This window comes from Homoserinimonas flava (genome assembly GCF_054969005.1).
In genome coordinates this window covers 848968-865735 of record NZ_JBUEQS010000001.1, presented here as the reverse complement: position 1 = coordinate 865735, position 16768 = coordinate 848968, and the positions used below count along the sequence as shown (strand labels likewise).

Genomic DNA, 16768 nt, shown 5'->3' with positions numbered 1-16768 from the left:
AGAGCCTAGCGAGGCACCCGTAGGAGCGAGATGAACATGGCATCGGTGCCGTGGCGATGAGGCCACAACTGCACTGTGCCATCCGACTCCCCCAGGTCGAGCGGAGACGACACGATCGAGGACAACACCGCTCGCGCATCGACTCGCTCAACCGCAGGATGCCGCTTCAGCACCGAATCGAGCACGACACGGGTTTCCGCAAGGTGGGGCGAACAGGTCACGTAGGCGACGAGGCCCCCCGGCTTCGTCGCGGCGAGGCCCGATTCGAGCAGCTCGATCTGGAGTGCGGCAAGCGGTGGGACATCCTTCGGCCGTTTGCGCCACCGGGCTTCAGGCCGGCGCCGGAGCGCGCCAAGACCCGTGCATGGCGCATCGATCAGCACGCGATCGAACAATGCCGTTGCCGTCGAGCCGAAGTCTCGCCCGTCGAGCGCTGTGACCTCGACGTTGCCCGGTACGGCCGCGAGTGCGGTTCGCACAAGATCGGCGCGAGCCGGAACCACCTCGTTCGCAACGAGCGAGGCGCCGGATGCCGCGGCTTCGGCAGCGAGCAGCGCCGCCTTGCCGCCGGGACCCGCACAAAGATCGAGCCAGCGCTCACCAGGGCGAACTGGCTCTGCGCGGCTCAGCGCGAGGGCCGCCAACTGAGACCCCTCGTCTTGCACCCGTGCCCGACCCTCGGCCACGGCAGGCAATGACGACGGGTCACCGCCGCCACTCGTCGCCGCGATCGGCGAGAATCGTGTGGGGTCTGCGCCCTTGATTTCCGAACGCACCGAGAGCCCAGGCAGTGCAACAAGCGATACCCGCGGCGGCACGTTGTTCGCCTCGAGCAGCGCTTCGAGTTCGTCATCGCGACCCTCGATAGCGAGCGCCTTGCGCAGCGCCCGAACCACCCACGCCGGGTGCGAGTGCACTACCGCGAGACGATCATCGTCACTCCGGGGCGTCGCCGACACCCGTTCGCGCCACTCGTCGGGGCTCGACCGCGCGATCGTGCGCAAGACGCCGTTGACGAAACCCGTAGCCGAGCGGGACGCGACGAGCTTCGCCTGATTCACCGACTCGTCGACCGCCGCGTGCTGCGCAACGCGCAGCGAGAGAAGCTGGTGTGCGCCGAGCCGCAGTACGTCGAGCACCGGGGCATCGATCTTGTCAATAGCCCGGCCAGCGGCCAGAGCGATAACAGCGTCGTAGTAGCCCTGGAGCCGGAGCGTTCCGTAGGTGAGCTCCGTGGCGAGAGCGGCGTCGGCAGCCCCAAGCCTCGCCCGCTCAAGCTTGACCGGCAGCAGGAGGTTCGCGTAGGCATCCGCCTCTCGCACGGCGGTGATGACCTCAAACGCGATGCGACGTGCTGGCTGTACCGACGCCGACTGTAGTCGCTGCGGACGGCGCGCACGCTCGTTCATGATGCCTCGCCGACTGCTGAAACTGCGAACCGGGTGGAGACGCCGTGACGGCCACGGATCCACGCCGAGGCGGGCATCGGCGACTTGCCCGCAGGCTGCACCGTCACGAGTTCGATCGCGGTCGACGCCGTGCCACACACCACACGATCGTCGTGGACTGCGACCTCGCCGGCGCCGAGTTCTGGGCCCTCGGCACAGTGCTTGACCTCGAGCAGCTTGACCCGCACGCCATCGACCTCGGCGAACGCGCCTGGCTCTGGAGTGACACCGCGCACCAGGTTCACAACGACGCTCGCGTGCTGCGCAAAGTCGACCCGACCGTCGGCGAGCGAAAGCTTCGGGGCGAGTGTCACATCCCCCACCTGCGGTTCCGCGCGTGCGGTGCCCGCCGCGAGGGCGTCGATCACATCGAGCGTAAGCACGGCGCCCGCGCTTGCGAGAGAAGCGAGCAGATCGCCGGCAGTCTCCTGTGCGCCGATGCGCTGCGTGAGATGCCCAAACACGTCCCCGGCGTCGAGCTCCTCGACGAGACGGAACACGGATGCTCCGGTCACCTCGTCGCCGGCGATGATCGCACGCTGCACGGGAGCCGCACCTCGCCATCGCGGCAAGAGCGAAAAATGCAGATTGATCCACCCGAGCCTCGGCAACGAAAGAAGCGGTTCGCGCACAAGACCGCCATAGGCGACGATCACGCCGAGATCCGGCGCGAGTGCACGGACGGCGGACTCGACATGCTCACCGAGACGATTAGTGCGGATGACATCGATGCCGAGCTCTTCGGCGGCGGTGGCGACCGGTGTCGGCGTCATGATGCGTTTGCGCCCATGCGGAGAATCGGCCCGTGTGATGACCGTCGCAACCTCGTGCTCCGATGCCGCGAGGGCGAGCAGGGTTGGCACGGCAGCGTCGGGAGAACCCGCGAAGACGAGACGCATAGCAGTGGCACCACATTTCGAGAGAGCAGGAGAGACCGCGTTCAGGCGGTCACAGGAACGGTTCGGGATCATCGAACCGCACCCTGAGTCTAGGCAGTGCTGCATAGCCCGAGTTGCCTGGGGGCACCCGCTTGCGTCGATTTGTCGCAGCACGGATCACCTCCGCCTTGAGCGTGCGGGCGACCTCCTGGCCGGCGCCGTAGTCAAACCGGGCGATCGCCCGCACACCGTCCTCCAGCGTCGTCGGACCCAAGACATCGACACCGGCGAGAGCGGCAACCGCATCGGATGCCGCCTGCACGAGCTCACCCGAGCCGGTCAGGGTCGCGACCCGCACAGCCGGTGGAAAGCGGAGCGTGCGTCGGTCGGTGAGCTCCCGGTGAAGAAAGTCGGCGGTGCGCCAAGTTGCGAGCGCGACAGCGAGGTCTCCCCCAACACCGACAAGGATGCTCGGCGCCCGTGGTGCTGCGAGGGCGATGGCGTTGCCCCACCAGCGGAGACAGTCGACCGCGACCGTGAGACTCTCGCGGGCGAGCATCCGCTCGCCATCGAGCAGCAAGATTGCACGGTAGCCGCCGTCTGCGACGGGCTCGGCCCCCCTGGTCGCGATCACGAGCGCCGGGGCGGCGGAAACCCGTTCGATCGGCTTCTCGCCATCGGAAACGAGGATGCGGGCGCCGGGGAATGCGCGCCCGAGATCTTCCGCGGTGCGCTGCGATCCCGAGCCGACCGTTCGCATCGTCGCGCCATCGCAGTCGTGGCAGCGCCACCCCGACGCGAGCGCACCACACCAGGTGCACGAGGGAACGACGCCAGCACGGCGCATGGCGAGTGGTCCCTCGCAGCTTCGGCAGCGTGCCGCGCTGCCACACGTCGCGCACGCGATCTTCGGCGCATAGCCGGGTCGCGCGACCTGCACGAGCACCGGCCCGTGCTCCAGCGCCGTTTTCGCCTCGCGCCACGCAGTCGTCGGAATGCGGGCGGATGCGGCGAAGCCATCGCCGTCTTGCGCGGCAGTCGGGATCACCTTCGGTGACACGGCGCGCACCGGATCGCACGCCGTAAGCCAGCCGAGCTCGACGAGGCGCTGGGTTTCAACACTCCTCACGTGCGCAGAGAAGATCAGGGCGCAGTGCTGCTGCTCCTGTCTGACGAGCGCCGCGTCGCGCGCGTGCACATACGGTGCAAGCGGTTCGGCGTGCAGAGGGTCACCGTCGTCCCAAAGGGCGATGAGCCCAAGTGATGGCGCCGGCGCATACACAGCCGAACGATTGCCAATGAGCACGCGCGGCACACTGTCAAGCGCGGTGAGCAGAGAACGGTAGCGATCAGGATTCGACTGTCGAGCATCAAATCGCAGGATTAGGTCGCTCGGAATCATGGCGGAAAGTGCGAGCGCGAGCTGCTCCTGATCGCGATAGTCGGGAACCGCAAGAATGGCGCTACGACCGAGGGCGAGGCTGTGCGCCGCCGCAGTCGCGAGCGACACCGCCCAATGGCCAACCCAGCGTGGCTCCCCCGAGCCTGCCGGGGCAACCTCCTCCAGACGGGGAAGCGCCGCAAGGGAGAGCCGTTCGCCACTGGCGATTGCCTCAGCAAGGCGGCCGGCACCATATTCCGGGATGTCTGCGATGTCGGCTGTCGACCGCGGTGTCGACACCGTCGGCGCGGTCTCACGCGCCATCCACTGCTTTTCCACACGAACCTGCCGGCGAGGCACCGCGAGCCGGATGATGTCGCTTGCGGACCCAGCCGCACGGTCGGCAACTCTCCTCGCGAGCTCCCAGACCTCCGGTGTGAGCACTCGGACCGGCGACACGACATCCTCGATAACACTGAGGGTTCCCTCGTAGTCGCCACGTTCCGCCACCTCGATGACGAACCCGTCTGCCATGCGGCCCGCCGAGCGGAGCGGCACCCGCACTCGAACGCCTGGGCGGCACGCCGAGACCAGCTCAGCCGGAATCTCGTAGTCGAACAAGCGGTCGAGCTGCGGGAGTGGGGAATCGATCATGACCCGCGCGACGGGTGCCGATCCCCTCGGCATTACAGCCCCGCGGCGGCGCGCAGGTCGTCGACGCGATCGAGACGCTCCCACGTGAAGTCAGGGAGTTCGCGGCCGAAATGACCGTAGGCTGCCGTCTGCGCATAGATCGGCCGAAGCAGATCCAGGTCGCGGATGATCGCGGCAGGCCGAAGATCGAAGACCGCACGGATCGCCTCGGTGATCACCGCATCATCGACAGCGCCCGTGCCGAACGACTCGACGTACAGCCCCACCGGAGCTGCGCGCCCAATGGCGTACGCCACCTGCACTTCGAGCCGCTCCGCGAGCCCGGCCGCAACGGCATTCTTGGCGACCCAGCGCATCGCATAGGCGGCAGAACGGTCGACCTTCGACGGATCTTTGCCACTGAACGCGCCCCCGCCATGCCGCGCCGCGCCGCCGTAGGTGTCCACAATGACCTTGCGCCCAGTGAGACCCGCGTCACCCTTCGGGCCACCGATCTCGAACTTGCCGGTCGGGTTTACCAGCGGCGTGACATCCGAAGTGTCGAGCCCAGCTGCCTCGATCACGGGATCGATCACGAGCTCGCGCATTGCAGCGCCAAGATCGCGCTGGCTGATGCCCGGTGCATGCTGGGTCGAGAGCACGACGGTGTCGACCGTGCGCGGCACGAAACCTTCGTAGCCCACGGTCACCTGAGTTTTTCCATCGGGACGCAGGTAGTCGACGTGCCCGTCCTTGCGCAGCTCGGAGAGACGCTCGGCGAGACGATGGGCGAGCCAGATCGGCACCGGCATGAGCTGCGGTGTTTCATTCGTGGCAAACCCGAACATGATGCCCTGGTCGCCGGCGCCCTGCCGACTGAACTCGTCGCCGGCGGTGCCCTCACGCTGCTCGAGCGCCGTGTCAACGCCCTGCGCGATGTCGGGTGATTGGGCACCGATCGAAACCGTGACACCGCAGTTGCGTCCGTCGAAGCTCACTTCAGACGAGGTATACCCGATTCGCGTGATGACGTCGCGGACGATGCCGGGGATGTCGACGTAGCCGTCGGTCGTGACCTCACCGGCGACGTGCACGAGGCCGGTGGTGACAAGTGTCTCGACGGCAACCCTGCTCGCCGGGTCTTGCGCGAGCAGGGCGTCAAGGATCGAGTCAGAAATCTGGTCGCAGATCTTGTCCGGGTGGCCCTCGGTCACCGATTCGGACGTGAACAGACGCAGTGGTGAGGTCATAGAGCGAAAACCTTTGGTGAAACGGTCAGTGGAGCAGGTCAAGGATACGGTCGGCCACCGACGTCTTTGTTCCCGAGGCCTCCGCCACGATAGTGCCGCTGCGATCGAGCACGGTGATCGTGTTACCGTCCGTGGCGAAACCCTCGCTCCACCCAACACGATTGATTACGAGGTAGTCGCACCCCTTGCGCTGGATCTTCTCTCGTCCCAACTGCAGCATCACCGCGTCATCGGGCTCCGTCTCGGCTGCGAAGCCAATCACGACCTGGGCTGGGCGTTTCTCGGCAGCGAGCTCGGCGAGGATGTCCGGGTTGCGGACGAGCTCGAGCGCGAGCGAATCCCCCTGCTGGTCTTTCTTGATCTTCGCATTCGCGACCGCCTTCGGGCGGTAGTCGGCGACGGCGGCAGCCATCACGACGACATCGGCCGTTGCCGCAGCATCCACGGCCGTGGCCCTGAGCTCTTCAGTGGTCGAGACGGCAACGATGCGGATGCCCCGTGGCTCGCTCACCTCGCTGTTCGCGAGTATCAGGGTGACGTCGGCCCCGCGTCGCGCGGCACGCTCCGCGATCGCGACGCCCTGCCTGCCCGTCGAACGGTTGCCGATAAAGCGGACGGGATCGATGGGCTCGCGGGTTCCGCCAGCGGTGACGACGATCGAGCGGCCCTGGAGATCCTGTTCGACGCTCGCAGCGGCGACAACGGCATCGACGATCACCTCCGGTTCGACGAGTCGTCCCGGGCCGGAGTCGGAACCCGTGAGCTGACCCGAATCCGGGCCGATGACGGTGACGCCGCGAGCCACAAGCGTCTCGACATTCGCCACTGTCGCAGGATGCTGCCACATCTCGGTGTGCATGGCGGGAGCGATGATTACGGGGGCCACGCTCGCGAGCACGGAGTTGCCGAGCAGATCGTCGGCAATTCCGCCCGCGAGCTTCGCGATGATATTCGCTGTCGCCGGCGCGATGACGATGACATCGGCTCGTTGGCCGAGCGCAACATGGCGCACCTCATCGACACCCTCATAGAGGTCTGTGTTGACCGGATTTCGGCTGATCGCCTCAAGGGTCGGGCGCCCGATGAACCGAAGCGCCGCCTCGGTCGCAACGACATGGACGTCGTGTCCCGCGAGCACAAGGCCACGGATTGCCGCGACCGCCTTATAGGCGGCGATACCTCCCGTGACGCCGAAGAGGATGTTCACGTTCGCCCGCGAGCCGTCGCCTACTCGGCGAGCGGCTTGACGACGAGCCTGTCCTCGTTGATCTCGTGGAGCGCCACTGTCAACGGCTTGTCATCGATCGTCGAGTCAACGAGGGGCCCGACATTGTCGAACAGGCTTCCCTCATGCAGGTCGGCGTAGTAGTCGTTGATCTGACGCGCACGCTTCGACGCGAAGATGACGAGGGCATACTTGGAATCGACCTTCGAGAGCAGCTCGTCGATGGGCGGATCGATGATGCCCTGTGTACGGTTGACCATGGTCGAGACTCCTTGATGCCCTCAGCGGGCAGTCGTGCGTGTTCGTGAGGTAGACATCAAGTCTACGACTTCCCGCGCCGCCTCGCTGACGTCGCGGTTCACGACACGGACATCGAACTCATCCTGCGCCGCGAGCTCGATCTTCGCGGTCTCGAGACGGCGGGCCTGTTCGGCAGCATCTTCCGTGCCGCGACCGGTGAGTCGGCGCACGAGCTCTTCCCATGACGGCGGGAGCAAAAAGACCAGGATCGCCTCCGGCATGGCCGCCTTCACCGCCCTCGCCCCCTGGATGTCGATCTCAAGCAGCACACTCTGGCCAGACGCGAGCGCATCATCGATGGGGGCCCGCGGCGTGCCGTAGCGATACGCATTGTGCACTGTCGCCGTCTCGAGCATGCTGCCTGATGCTTCGAGCTCGTCGAACTCCTTGTCACTCACGAAGTAATAGTTGACGCCCTCGGTCTCCCCCGGCCTCGGCGCGCGCGTCGTCGCCGAAACGGAGAGATGGACATTCGGAAAGTTCTCACGAATGAAGGTAGACACCGTGCCCTTGCCGACGGCGGTGGGGCCGGCAAGCACAACGAGCCTGGTCTCTGCAGCATCCGTGCCGGCCGCGCCGACCCCGTCTGCGCCCGAGCGCACCCGAGACTCGAGCCACTCTTCGAGTCGAACGCGCTGTCGGCGACCAAGACCGCCAACCCGCTTGGATTCAGCGATCCGAAGCTGTTGCAGAACAGCCCCGACCCGCACTGGTCCGAGTCCCGGGATGCTGAGCAAGAGCTCGCGCACCCTGAGGGTCGCCTCCGGCGAGCTGTCTTCGCCGTCCCACGCGCGCCGCACAACGTCGAGCGGCGAGCGAGCACCCGTTGCGACATCCCGCTTCACTGCGGCGCGAGCCCTGCGCGCCGCGACGGCCGCATGGGCTGCGGCGACACGGTCGACCTCCGGTGGGTTCACGCTTGCCATGCGCACATCCTAGGCACCGGCGATTTCGGTCACATGGGCTTCTATCGCGACGGCGAGGTCGTCCGGGCCGGCAACGAGGATGCTCCGTGACGCACTCACGAGCACAGCGTCGGCTGCGGCACCGTAGATGCGTGCGAGATCGGCGACAGCGGCACCCTGGTGGCCGAATCCGGGCGCGAGGATTGGTACACCGGCGAGGGTCGCCGTATCCAGCCCGAAGTCAGCGAGGTCGAGGGTTGCGCCGAGTACAAGCCCGAATGAACTCCACGATTCGCGGCTCGACTCTGGCTCGAGGGCGGCCACGTCTGCGGCGATCGCCGCTGCGACCGAGCGTCCGGTTGCCGTCGTGGCCTTCTGAACGACGGATGCCTCGGGGTTGGAGGTCGCCGAGAGCACGAAGAGCCCCTTTCCGTGGGTGCGGGCCAGACGCACGACGGCCTCAAGCGAACCAACCCCCTGGAAGGCGCTCACGGTGAGGGCATCCGCTTCGAGCGGCGCACCGGGGCTCAGCCACGCCTGGCCGTATGCTTCGACACTCGAGCCGACGTCGCCTCGCTTGGCATCGGCGATGACGAGCAGTCCGGCCGCGCGGGCTGTCGCGATCGTCTCCTCCAGCACCGCGATGCCGGCAGCACCATGACGCTCGTAGAAGGCGACCTGGGGCTTGACTACACCGACGCGAGGGCCGGCCGCGCTCACAACACGGAGCGAGAACTCGCGAAGTCCCTCAGCGGAATCGTCGAGCCCCCACTCCCTGAGCAGGTACGGGTGCGGGTCGATGCCGACACAAAGCCGACCAACGCGGTCCACCGCGTCGTGAAGTCGCTCCCCGAAACTAGTCAACGAGGGCCAGACGCTCGCGGCGCTCCAGCGCATAGTCCTGCAGCGATTTCACTGTGAATCCTTCACGCATCGACTCGATTGATGCGACGGCGGCACCGACCTGCGCGATGGTCGTGTAGAGCGGGAGGTCGGCGGCGACCGCAGCGGCACGAATCTCGTAGCCATCGGCTCGAGCGGCACGACCGCTCGGCGTGTTGATGACGATCGCAACCTTCTGCTGATCGATCAGCTCGACAATCGACGGTTCGTCTGCGACCGTCGCCTCGCCCTGGTCATACTTGCGCACGACCTCGGCGTGAATACCGTTGCGGCTGAGGATTTCGGCGGTACCGATCGTGGCGAGGATCGTAAAGCCGAGCTGCTGCAGGCGCACGACGGGCAGCACGATCGCACGCTTGTCACGGTCGGCGACCGAGACGAAGACGGCGCCCTGGCGCGGGAGTCGCACGGCCGCGGCAACCTGACTTTTTGCAAAGGCCTTCGGGAAGTTCGAGTCGAAACCCATGACCTCACCCGTCGAGCGCATCTCCGGCCCGAGAATTGAATCCACGATCTTGCCCTCGTGGGTGCGGAAGCGCTTGAACGGGAGCACAGCCTCCTTCACCGCCACTGGCGAATCCATCGGGACGATCGAACCATCATGCTTCGGCAGCATGCCTTCATCGATGAGCTCCGCGATGGTGGTGCCGACCATGATGCGCGCTGCGGCCTTCGCGATCTGCGTTCCGGTTGCCTTCGCGACAAACGGCACGGTGCGCGATGCACGCGGGTTCGCCTCGAGCACGTAGAGCACGCCGGCGCCGACCGCGAACTGCACATTGAGGAGGCCACGAACGCCGAGGCCATTGGCAATGGCGAGCGTCGCATCCCGCACCCGCGCGATCTGCTCGCGACCGAGCGTCACGGGCGGGAGCGTGCAGCTTGAGTCGCCCGAGTGAATGCCGGCCTCCTCGATGTGCTCCATAACGCCGCCGACGTAGAGCTGCTCGCCATCGTAAAGCGCATCGATGTCGATCTCGATCGCGTCGTCGAGAAAGCGGTCGACGAGCAGCGGATGCCCGGCCGCAATGATGACCTGGCCCTCCATCCGATCGAAGTAGTCAGCGAGGGTCGGAGTGTCGTACACGATCTCCATGCCGCGACCGCCGAGCACATATGAGGGGCGAACCAGCACGGGATAGCCGATTGATTCGGCCACCGCAACGGCCTCAGCAAGGTCAATCGCGGTGCCGTTCCGTGGCGCAATGAGCCCAGCGGCGTCAAGGATGCCCTGGAACAGTCCGCGCTCTTCAGCAAGATCGATCGCCTCGGGCGAGGTGCCGAGAATCGGAACGCCAGCGGCCTTGAGCCCCTTTGCGAGTCCAAGTGCGGTCTGGCCGCCGAGCTGCACGATGACTCCGACGACCTCGCCGCTCGCCTGCTCCGCGTGGATGATCTCGAGAACGTCCTCGAGCGTGAGCGGCTCGAAGTAGAGGCGATCCGAGGTGTCGTAGTCGGTCGACACCGTCTCTGGGTTGCAGTTGATCATGATGGTCTCGAAGCCCGCGTCGGAGAGTGCGAACGACGCGTGGACGCACGAATAGTCGAACTCGATGCCCTGCCCGATGCGGTTCGGGCCGGAACCGAGGATGACGACCTTGCGCCGGTCGCTCGGAATAACCTCGGTCTCCTGCTCGTAGCTTGAGTAGTGATACGGCGTGAGTGCGGGGAACTCTCCGGCACAGGTGTCGACCGTCTTGAACACCGGGTGGATGCCGAGACTGTGACGCGCATCGCGTACCGCCTCCTCGCTCAGGCCACGAAGGTCGGCGATCTGCTGGTCGCTGAAGCCGTGCTCCTTTGCGTGGCGAAGCACATCGGCGTCGAGCTCGGGGGCGGCCGCGACATCCGCCGCCACCTCGTTGATGAGCACGATTTGATCGATAAACCAGGGATCGATGCCGGTCGCGGCAAAAACCTCGTCGATGCTCGCGCCCGCCACGAGTGCCTGCTGCACCGTGATGATGCGGCCATCTGTCGGCACCGAGGCGACCGTCAGGAGCTCGTCCTTTGACCGGGCGTCACCGTTCCAGTGGAACGATGACCCGCGCTTCTCGAGCGAACGGAGCGCCTTCTGCAGCGCGGTCGCGTAGTTGCGGCCAATCGCCATTGCCTCGCCAACCGACTTCATGGTCGTCGTGAGCGTCTGGTCGGCCGCGGGGAACTTCTCGAACCCGAAGCGGGGCACCTTGACGACGACGTAGTCGAGGGTCGGCTCGAAGCTCGCGGGGGTCACCTTCGTGATGTCGTTCGGGATCTCGTCGAGCCGGTAGCCGATCGCGAGCTTGGCGGCGATCTTCGCGATCGGAAAGCCGGTCGCCTTTGACGCGAGAGCACTTGAACGGGAGACGCGGGGGTTCATCTCGATGACGATGACTCGACCCGTCGCCGGATCAATGGCGAACTGGATGTTGCATCCGCCAGTGTCGACGCCGACCGCGCGGATGATCTCGATGCCGATGTTGCGGAGGTTCTGATACTCGACGTCGGTGAGGGTGAGCGCCGGCGCAACCGTGATCGAGTCGCCCGTGTGCACACCAACGGGGTCGACATTCTCGATAGAACACACGACGACGGTGTTGTCGGACGTGTCACGCATGAGTTCGAGCTCGTATTCCTTCCACCCAAGGATCGACTCCTCGAGGAGCACCTCGGTTGTCGGGCTCTGGTGCAGGCCGTCGGTGACCATGCGCACCAGCTCGGCCTGCGTGTAGGCGAAGCCGGAACCGAGCCCACCCATCGTGAAGGAGGGGCGGATCACGAGCGGGTAGCCGAGATCTTCAGCGAAGCCGACGGCCTCCTCGACCGTTTTCGCGATGTGTGACCGCGCGACGTCGGCACCGCACTCGAGCACGAGCTCCTTGAAGATCTGGCGATCCTCACCCTTCTGGATGGCCTCGAAGTTCGCACCGATGAGCTCGACGTCGTACTTCTCGAGGATGCCGTTCTCGTGCAACTCGATCGCCGCGTTGAGCGCCGTCTGGCCGCCCAAGGTCGGGAGGATCGCATCCGGCTTCTCCTTCTGGATGATCGTCTCGATGACCTGCCAGGTGATGGGCTCAATGTACGTCGCGTCGGCGAAGTCGGGGTCGGTCATGATGGTCGCGGGATTCGAGTTCACGAGGATAACGCGGACCCCCTCCTCTCGGAGCACACGGCACGCCTGCGTGCCCGAGTAGTCGAACTCCGCGGCCTGCCCAATGACGATGGGGCCGGAACCGATGACAAGAACGGACTTGATGTCGTCGCGCTTGGGCATTACTTGCTTTCCTTCTGCTGGTGCTCAAGCACCATGTCGCGGAATCGATCGAAGAGATAGTTGGCGTCGTGCGGCCCGGCCGCAGCCTCCGGGTGGTACTGCACCGAGAACGCGGGGATGTCGAGTGCCCTGAGCCCCTCGACGACGTTGTCGTTGAGATTGACGTGACTCACCTCAACGCGGCCGAAGCCCGCCGGCGACTCGCTCGGCCCACCCGTCGGGGCATCGACAGCGAAACCGTGATTGTGCGACGTGATCTCGACGCGACCGGTGCCCTTGTCGACCACCGGCTGATTGATGCCGCGGTGGCCGAATGGCAGCTTGTAGGTGCCATAGCCGAGTGCCCGACCGAGCAGCTGGTTGCCAAAGCAGATGCCGAAGAACGGCAGGCCCTCGCGCAGCACCGACTGCAACAGTGCAACGTGCTGGTCGGATGCTCCTGGATCGCCCGGTCCGTTCGAATAGAACACGGCATCCGGATGCACCGCGAGGACATCGTCGATCGTCACCGTCTGCGGCAACACGTGGACGTCGAAGCCCCGCGCGGCGATGTAGTTCAGCGTCGAATCCTTCACCCCGAGGTCGAGCACGGCGACGACGCCGAGACGGTCGCCATCGGCCGGGATCACGTAGGCCTCGCTCGTCGAGACGCTGCCTGAGAGGTTCTGGCCGGCCATGCCTTCGGCAGTCCTCACCGCCTCGAGCTGGAGACCCGGCTCGCTCGCGGCATCCGGTCCTGAAAAGATCCCGGCTCGCATCGCCCCGGCATCGCGCAGGCGGCGCGTCACGGCGCGAGTGTCGATGCCGCTGATGCCGACAATCCCGTCGCGGACAAGTCGATCATCGAGCGAACCGTTGGCCCGATAGTTGGAGACGACGCGCGAAGGATCGCGCACGACGAAACCGTTGACCCAGATTTGCTTCGATTCATCGTCGTCATCGTTGACGCCCGTGTTGCCGATGTGGGGCGCCGTCATGACTACGATCTGCCCGGCATACGACGGATCGGTGAGCGTCTCTTGGTAGCCGGTCATTCCGGTCGCGAACACGGCCTCGCCGAGGGTTGTGCCAAGCGCACCGTAGGCACGACCGGTGAAGCGGGAGCCGTCTTCGAGGACGAGCACGGCGGGATGTGGGATGGCCACTAGGCGGTTCCTCCCTGGTGGGAATCGATCGGAGCTGAGGAAAGATGATCTGGTGAGAGAAGTGTCGAGACTGCGGCGATGAAGCCGTCAGCGTCGGCGGGAGCGTCGAAACGGAAGTAGGAGGCGACGGTCACGGGTGCTACGGATGCGGGTGCTACAGACACGGCCGCGTCGTCGTCACTCGGCAATCGCCATTCGAACAGCACGAGGCCGTCCTGTTCCACCACGCGATCGATTGTCCACGTTGCGCGATCCACCCCGCTGATTTCAGCGCTCGGAACCCACAGGTGATCCTGGCCCGGGATGGTGAGCACCACTCCGGTGGCGGTCACACTCACACCCGCGCGAGCACGGAACCCGAGCCCACCCACCGCGATGCGATCCAGCGGGTCACCTGCGGTGGTGGTGGCGACGTAGAAGGCGTCAGCACTGAACAGGATCTCCCCCGCATCACCCGTGAGTCGTCGTGGAGCCGGGAGCGATGATTGGCGCCGCCGACGCCCGTACCAGCCGAGCACCATGAGAATAAGGAGCACGACGAGCATCACCACGACGAGCGCGAGAAGTGCGGACTTAAGCATTTCGACCTCCTGCTGCATGAGCCACGGTCTCTGCATCGACGAGTCGACCGTCGAGCACCGTGGTGTACCCGGAGTGCACCGTCGTAACGATGCGACCGGGAAGAGTGAGTGAAAGATACGGTGAGTTCGCGCTCTTGCCCTGGAGGGCGCTGCGCTCGAACACCTGCGACACCGTTGGGTCGTAGAGCGTGAAATTCGCGGGGGCACCGACCGCAATGCCGCGGTCGTAGCCGCCGAGCCTGCCGATCGCGGCGGGTGCGCTCGACAACACGCGTGCGACATCCGACCAGGTCAGGTAGCCCGTGTCGACGGTCGCGGCTTGCACGACGGAGAGCGCTGTTTCGAGCCCCACCATGCCGAACGCGGCCGACGCCCATTCGCAATCTTTGTCTTCGGACGGATGCGGAGCGTGGTCCGTTGCGACGATGTCGATCGTGCCATCCGCAAGACCGGCCCGGAGTGCCTCGACATCCTCCGCGCGACGGAGCGGCGGATTCACCTTGTACCTGGCATCGTAGGAGCGCACGAGCTCCTCATCGAGCAGCAGGTGGTGCGGGGTGACCTCGGCCGTGACCGCAATGCCGCGGGACTTCGCCCAGCGCACGACCTCGACCGAACCAGCGGTAGAGAGGTGGCAGATGTGCACTCGGGAACCGACATGCTCTGCGAGGAGGACGTCACGCGCGATGATCGCCTCTTCGGCGACCGCCGGCCAGCCGGTGAGGCCGAGCTCCCCCGAGACGACGCCCTCGTTCATCTGGGCGCCCTCGGTCAGGCGCGGCTCCTGCGCGTGCTGCGCAATGACACCGTCGAAGGCCTTCGCATACTCGAGCGCGCGGCGCATCAGGAGCGCGTCTGACACGCACTTGCCGTCGTCGCTGAAGACCCGCACCGCGGCCCTGCTGTGTGCCATGGCACCGATCTCGGCGAGAGCCTTGCCCGCAAGCCCGACCGTGACAGCCCCGACGGGCCGCACGGTGACATAGCCGGCGGCATCGCCAAGAGAGGCGACCTGCTCGACCACGCCGGCAGTATCAGCGACGGGTGACGTGTTCGCCATCGCGTGAACCGCAGTGAACCCGCCGGCGGCAGCAGCACGGGAACCCGTGAGCACTGTCTCGCTCTGTTCGAAGCCCGGCTCGCGCAGGTGCGTGTGGAGATCGACGAGGCCCGGGAGCGCGAGGAGTCCGTCAGCGTCGATGACGCGGGCGCCCGTAGCATCCAGCCCGCGACCGATCTCGGCGATGACACCATCGCGCACGAGCACATCAGTCGTCGCGCCGTCGTGCAACGAGGCTCCCCGCACCAGAATCGTGCCACTCATGCCAATCCCTCCCGTTCGCCTGCAAGCAAGAGGTACAGCACAGCCATCCTCACCGAGACCCCGTTCGACACCTGCTCGAGCACGGTTGATCGTGCCGAATCTGCGGCTCCCGAAGAGATTTCGAGGCCGCGGTTCATCGGACCGGGGTGCATCACAATCGTACCCTCGCCGAGACGCGCGAGACGCTCGTCGTCGAGCCCCCACAACCGCGAATACTCCCGCGCGTTGGGAAAGTACGCCGCATCCATTCGCTCGGCCTGGATACGCAGCATCATCACGACGTCGGTCGGCTCAGACAGCGCCGTGTCGAGGTCGAAGCCCACAGTCACCGGCCACGAGCCGATGCCGACGGGGAGCAGTGTCGGTGGGGAGACGAGCCGCACCGCCGCACCGAGAGCTGCCAACAACCAGGCGTTCGAGCGCGCGACTCGAGAATGCAGCACATCGCCGACGATGACAACCGAGAGTCCGGCGAGGTCGCGGCCGCGAGCATTCGGCCCAAAGAACCGGCGGCGAATCGTGAAGGCGTCGAGCAGCGCCTGTGTCGGATGCTCATGCGTGCCGTCGCCGGCATTGACGACGCCTGCGTCGATCCAGCCACTGGTCGCAAGCACCTGGGGAGCCCCGGATGCCCCGTGCCGCATCACGACCGCGTCGGCACCGATCGCGGCAAGGGTCTGCGCCGTGTCTTTGAGGCTCTCCCCCTTGGAGACGCTCGAACCCTTGGCCGAGAAGTTGATGACGTCGGCGCTCAGCCGCTTCGCCGCGGCCTCGAACGAGATGCGGGTGCGTGTCGAGTCTTCGAAGAACAGGTTGACGACGGTCTTGCCGCGAAGCGCCGGGAGCTTCTTGATTTCTCGGGTCGAGACATCCGCCATGTCTTCGGCGACATCGAGGATAGCGACGGCCTCATCTCGCGTCAGATTGCGGGTACTCAGGAGGTGCCTCATCCGGCATCCCCGGATCCGGAGTCGATGCTGACATATTCGGCGCCGTCAACCTCGTCGAGACGCACATTGATGCGCTCGTGCTGTGCCGACGGGAGGTTCTTGCCGACGAAGTCGGGGCGAATAGGGAGCTCGCGGTGGCCGCGATCGACGAGCGTCGCGAGTCGGACCGCACGCGGGCGTCCGAGGTCTCCGATGGCATCGAGAGCGGCACGGATCGTGCGTCCCGAGTACAGCACGTCATCAACGAGCACCACGACGGCACCCTCGATGCCGGCAGCGGGGATCGCAGTCGGCGATGGCGTTCGGATGCGACCGCGGGAGAGGTCATCGCGGTACATGGTCACATCGAGAGAGCCTGAGGCGATCGGGCCTCCGGAGATGCCCGCCGTGATCGCCGCGATCCGCTTGGCCAAGACCACGCCGCGGGTGGGAATGCCCAGGATCACAAGCCCGTCGGAGCCGCGGTTGAGTTCGAGGATCTCGTGTGAGATGCGCGTGAGTGCACGCGCGATGTCAGCCTGCTGGAGCACAATGCGTTCCGGCACTCTGACCTCCTTCCCCGCCTCACAGGACGGCTGTTAAAGGA

14 protein-coding genes are annotated in these 16768 nt (G+C 65.9%); all 14 read right to left on the bottom strand.

Features of this window, described 5'->3' with window-relative positions:
* Window positions 1-5 precede the first annotated feature (5 nt).
* The 14 genes from ACY48M_RS04115 to pyrR are packed head-to-tail and all read right to left on the bottom strand — an operon-like array spanning window position 6 to window position 16727.
* A complete protein-coding gene (locus ACY48M_RS04115) occupies window positions 6-1409 on the bottom strand; it encodes an RsmB/NOP family class I SAM-dependent RNA methyltransferase (RefSeq protein ID WP_462818956.1) in 1404 nt (467 codons plus the stop codon).
* Window positions 1406-2347 (bottom strand): methionyl-tRNA formyltransferase, encoded by a 942-nt coding sequence (gene fmt, locus ACY48M_RS04110; RefSeq protein ID WP_462818955.1) that lies wholly within the window; start codon window positions 2345-2347, stop codon window positions 1406-1408. Before fmt ends, ACY48M_RS04115 begins: the two co-directional genes overlap by 4 nt.
* Window positions 2348-2396: 49 nt before the next feature.
* Window positions 2397-4361 carry a primosomal protein N' family DNA-binding protein gene (locus tag ACY48M_RS04105; RefSeq protein ID WP_462818954.1) on the bottom strand — a complete coding sequence of 655 codons (1965 nt, stop codon included), beginning with the start codon at window positions 4359-4361 and terminating at the stop codon, window positions 2397-2399.
* A gap of 32 nt (window positions 4362-4393) precedes the next feature.
* Window positions 4394-5590 carry a methionine adenosyltransferase gene (gene metK / locus ACY48M_RS04100; RefSeq protein WP_462818953.1) on the bottom strand — a complete coding sequence of 399 codons (1197 nt, stop codon included), beginning with the start codon at window positions 5588-5590 and terminating at the stop codon, window positions 4394-4396.
* A gap of 25 nt (window positions 5591-5615) precedes the next feature.
* Window positions 5616-6797 (bottom strand): bifunctional phosphopantothenoylcysteine decarboxylase/phosphopantothenate--cysteine ligase CoaBC, encoded by a 1182-nt coding sequence (coaBC, locus tag ACY48M_RS04095; RefSeq protein ID WP_462818952.1) that lies wholly within the window; start codon window positions 6795-6797, stop codon window positions 5616-5618.
* A gap of 20 nt (window positions 6798-6817) precedes the next feature.
* Window positions 6818-7075, bottom strand: a complete 258-nt coding sequence (gene rpoZ, locus ACY48M_RS04090; RefSeq protein ID WP_462818951.1) for a DNA-directed RNA polymerase subunit omega — start codon at window positions 7073-7075, stop codon at window positions 6818-6820.
* Between the two features lie 21 nt (window positions 7076-7096).
* The gene (gmk, locus tag ACY48M_RS04085) at window positions 7097-8041 is read right to left on the bottom strand and encodes a guanylate kinase (protein ID WP_462818950.1); all 945 of its coding nucleotides are present in this window, start codon (window positions 8039-8041) and stop codon (window positions 7097-7099) included.
* A gap of 9 nt (window positions 8042-8050) precedes the next feature.
* On the bottom strand, window positions 8051-8884 hold the full coding sequence (gene pyrF, locus ACY48M_RS04080) for an orotidine-5'-phosphate decarboxylase (protein ID WP_462818949.1): 834 nt from the start codon (window positions 8882-8884) through the stop codon (window positions 8051-8053).
* Window positions 8877-12182 (bottom strand): carbamoyl-phosphate synthase large subunit, encoded by a 3306-nt coding sequence (gene carB / locus ACY48M_RS04075; protein ID WP_462818948.1) that lies wholly within the window; start codon window positions 12180-12182, stop codon window positions 8877-8879. The genes pyrF and carB overlap by 8 nt, the downstream gene beginning before the upstream one ends.
* A complete protein-coding gene (gene carA, locus ACY48M_RS04070; protein WP_462818947.1) occupies window positions 12182-13327 on the bottom strand; it encodes a glutamine-hydrolyzing carbamoyl-phosphate synthase small subunit in 1146 nt (381 codons plus the stop codon). Before carA ends, carB begins: the two co-directional genes overlap by 1 nt.
* Window positions 13327-13908, bottom strand: a complete 582-nt coding sequence (locus ACY48M_RS04065) for a PH-like domain-containing protein (RefSeq protein WP_462818946.1) — start codon at window positions 13906-13908, stop codon at window positions 13327-13329. Before ACY48M_RS04065 ends, carA begins: the two co-directional genes overlap by 1 nt.
* The gene (locus ACY48M_RS04060) at window positions 13901-15232 is read right to left on the bottom strand and encodes a dihydroorotase (protein WP_462818945.1); all 1332 of its coding nucleotides are present in this window, start codon (window positions 15230-15232) and stop codon (window positions 13901-13903) included. The genes ACY48M_RS04065 and ACY48M_RS04060 overlap by 8 nt, the downstream gene beginning before the upstream one ends.
* Window positions 15229-16182 (bottom strand): aspartate carbamoyltransferase catalytic subunit, encoded by a 954-nt coding sequence (locus ACY48M_RS04055; RefSeq protein ID WP_462818944.1) that lies wholly within the window; start codon window positions 16180-16182, stop codon window positions 15229-15231. Before ACY48M_RS04055 ends, ACY48M_RS04060 begins: the two co-directional genes overlap by 4 nt.
* The gene (pyrR, locus tag ACY48M_RS04050; RefSeq protein WP_462818943.1) at window positions 16179-16727 is read right to left on the bottom strand and encodes a bifunctional pyr operon transcriptional regulator/uracil phosphoribosyltransferase PyrR; all 549 of its coding nucleotides are present in this window, start codon (window positions 16725-16727) and stop codon (window positions 16179-16181) included. Before pyrR ends, ACY48M_RS04055 begins: the two co-directional genes overlap by 4 nt.
* Between the last annotated feature and the right edge of the window lie 41 nt (window positions 16728-16768).

Excerpts from the sequence above, each read along its gene's own strand:
- ACY48M_RS04055 (WP_462818944.1), bottom strand. The coding sequence starts at position 16,182 with ATGAGGCACCTCCTGAGTACCCGCAATCTGACGCGAGATGAGGCCGTC.
- ACY48M_RS04065 (WP_462818946.1), bottom strand. The coding sequence starts at position 13,908 with ATGCTTAAGTCCGCACTTCTCGCGCTCGTCGTGGTGATGCTCGTCGTG.
- ACY48M_RS04105 (WP_462818954.1), bottom strand. The coding sequence starts at position 4,361 with ATGATCGATTCCCCACTCCCGCAGCTCGACCGCTTGTTCGACTACGAG.
- fmt (WP_462818955.1), bottom strand. The coding sequence starts at position 2,347 with ATGCGTCTCGTCTTCGCGGGTTCTCCCGACGCTGCCGTGCCAACCCTG.
- gmk (WP_462818950.1), bottom strand. The coding sequence starts at position 8,041 with ATGGCAAGCGTGAACCCACCGGAGGTCGACCGTGTCGCCGCAGCCCAT.
- rpoZ (WP_462818951.1), bottom strand. The coding sequence starts at position 7,075 with ATGGTCAACCGTACACAGGGCATCATCGATCCGCCCATCGACGAGCTG.
- ACY48M_RS04115 (WP_462818956.1), bottom strand. The coding sequence starts at position 1,409 with ATGAACGAGCGTGCGCGCCGTCCGCAGCGACTACAGTCGGCGTCGGTA.
- carB (WP_462818948.1), bottom strand. The coding sequence starts at position 12,182 with ATGCCCAAGCGCGACGACATCAAGTCCGTTCTTGTCATCGGTTCCGGC.
- ACY48M_RS04060 (WP_462818945.1), bottom strand. The coding sequence starts at position 15,232 with ATGAGTGGCACGATTCTGGTGCGGGGAGCCTCGTTGCACGACGGCGCG.
- metK (WP_462818953.1), bottom strand. The coding sequence starts at position 5,590 with ATGACCTCACCACTGCGTCTGTTCACGTCCGAATCGGTGACCGAGGGC.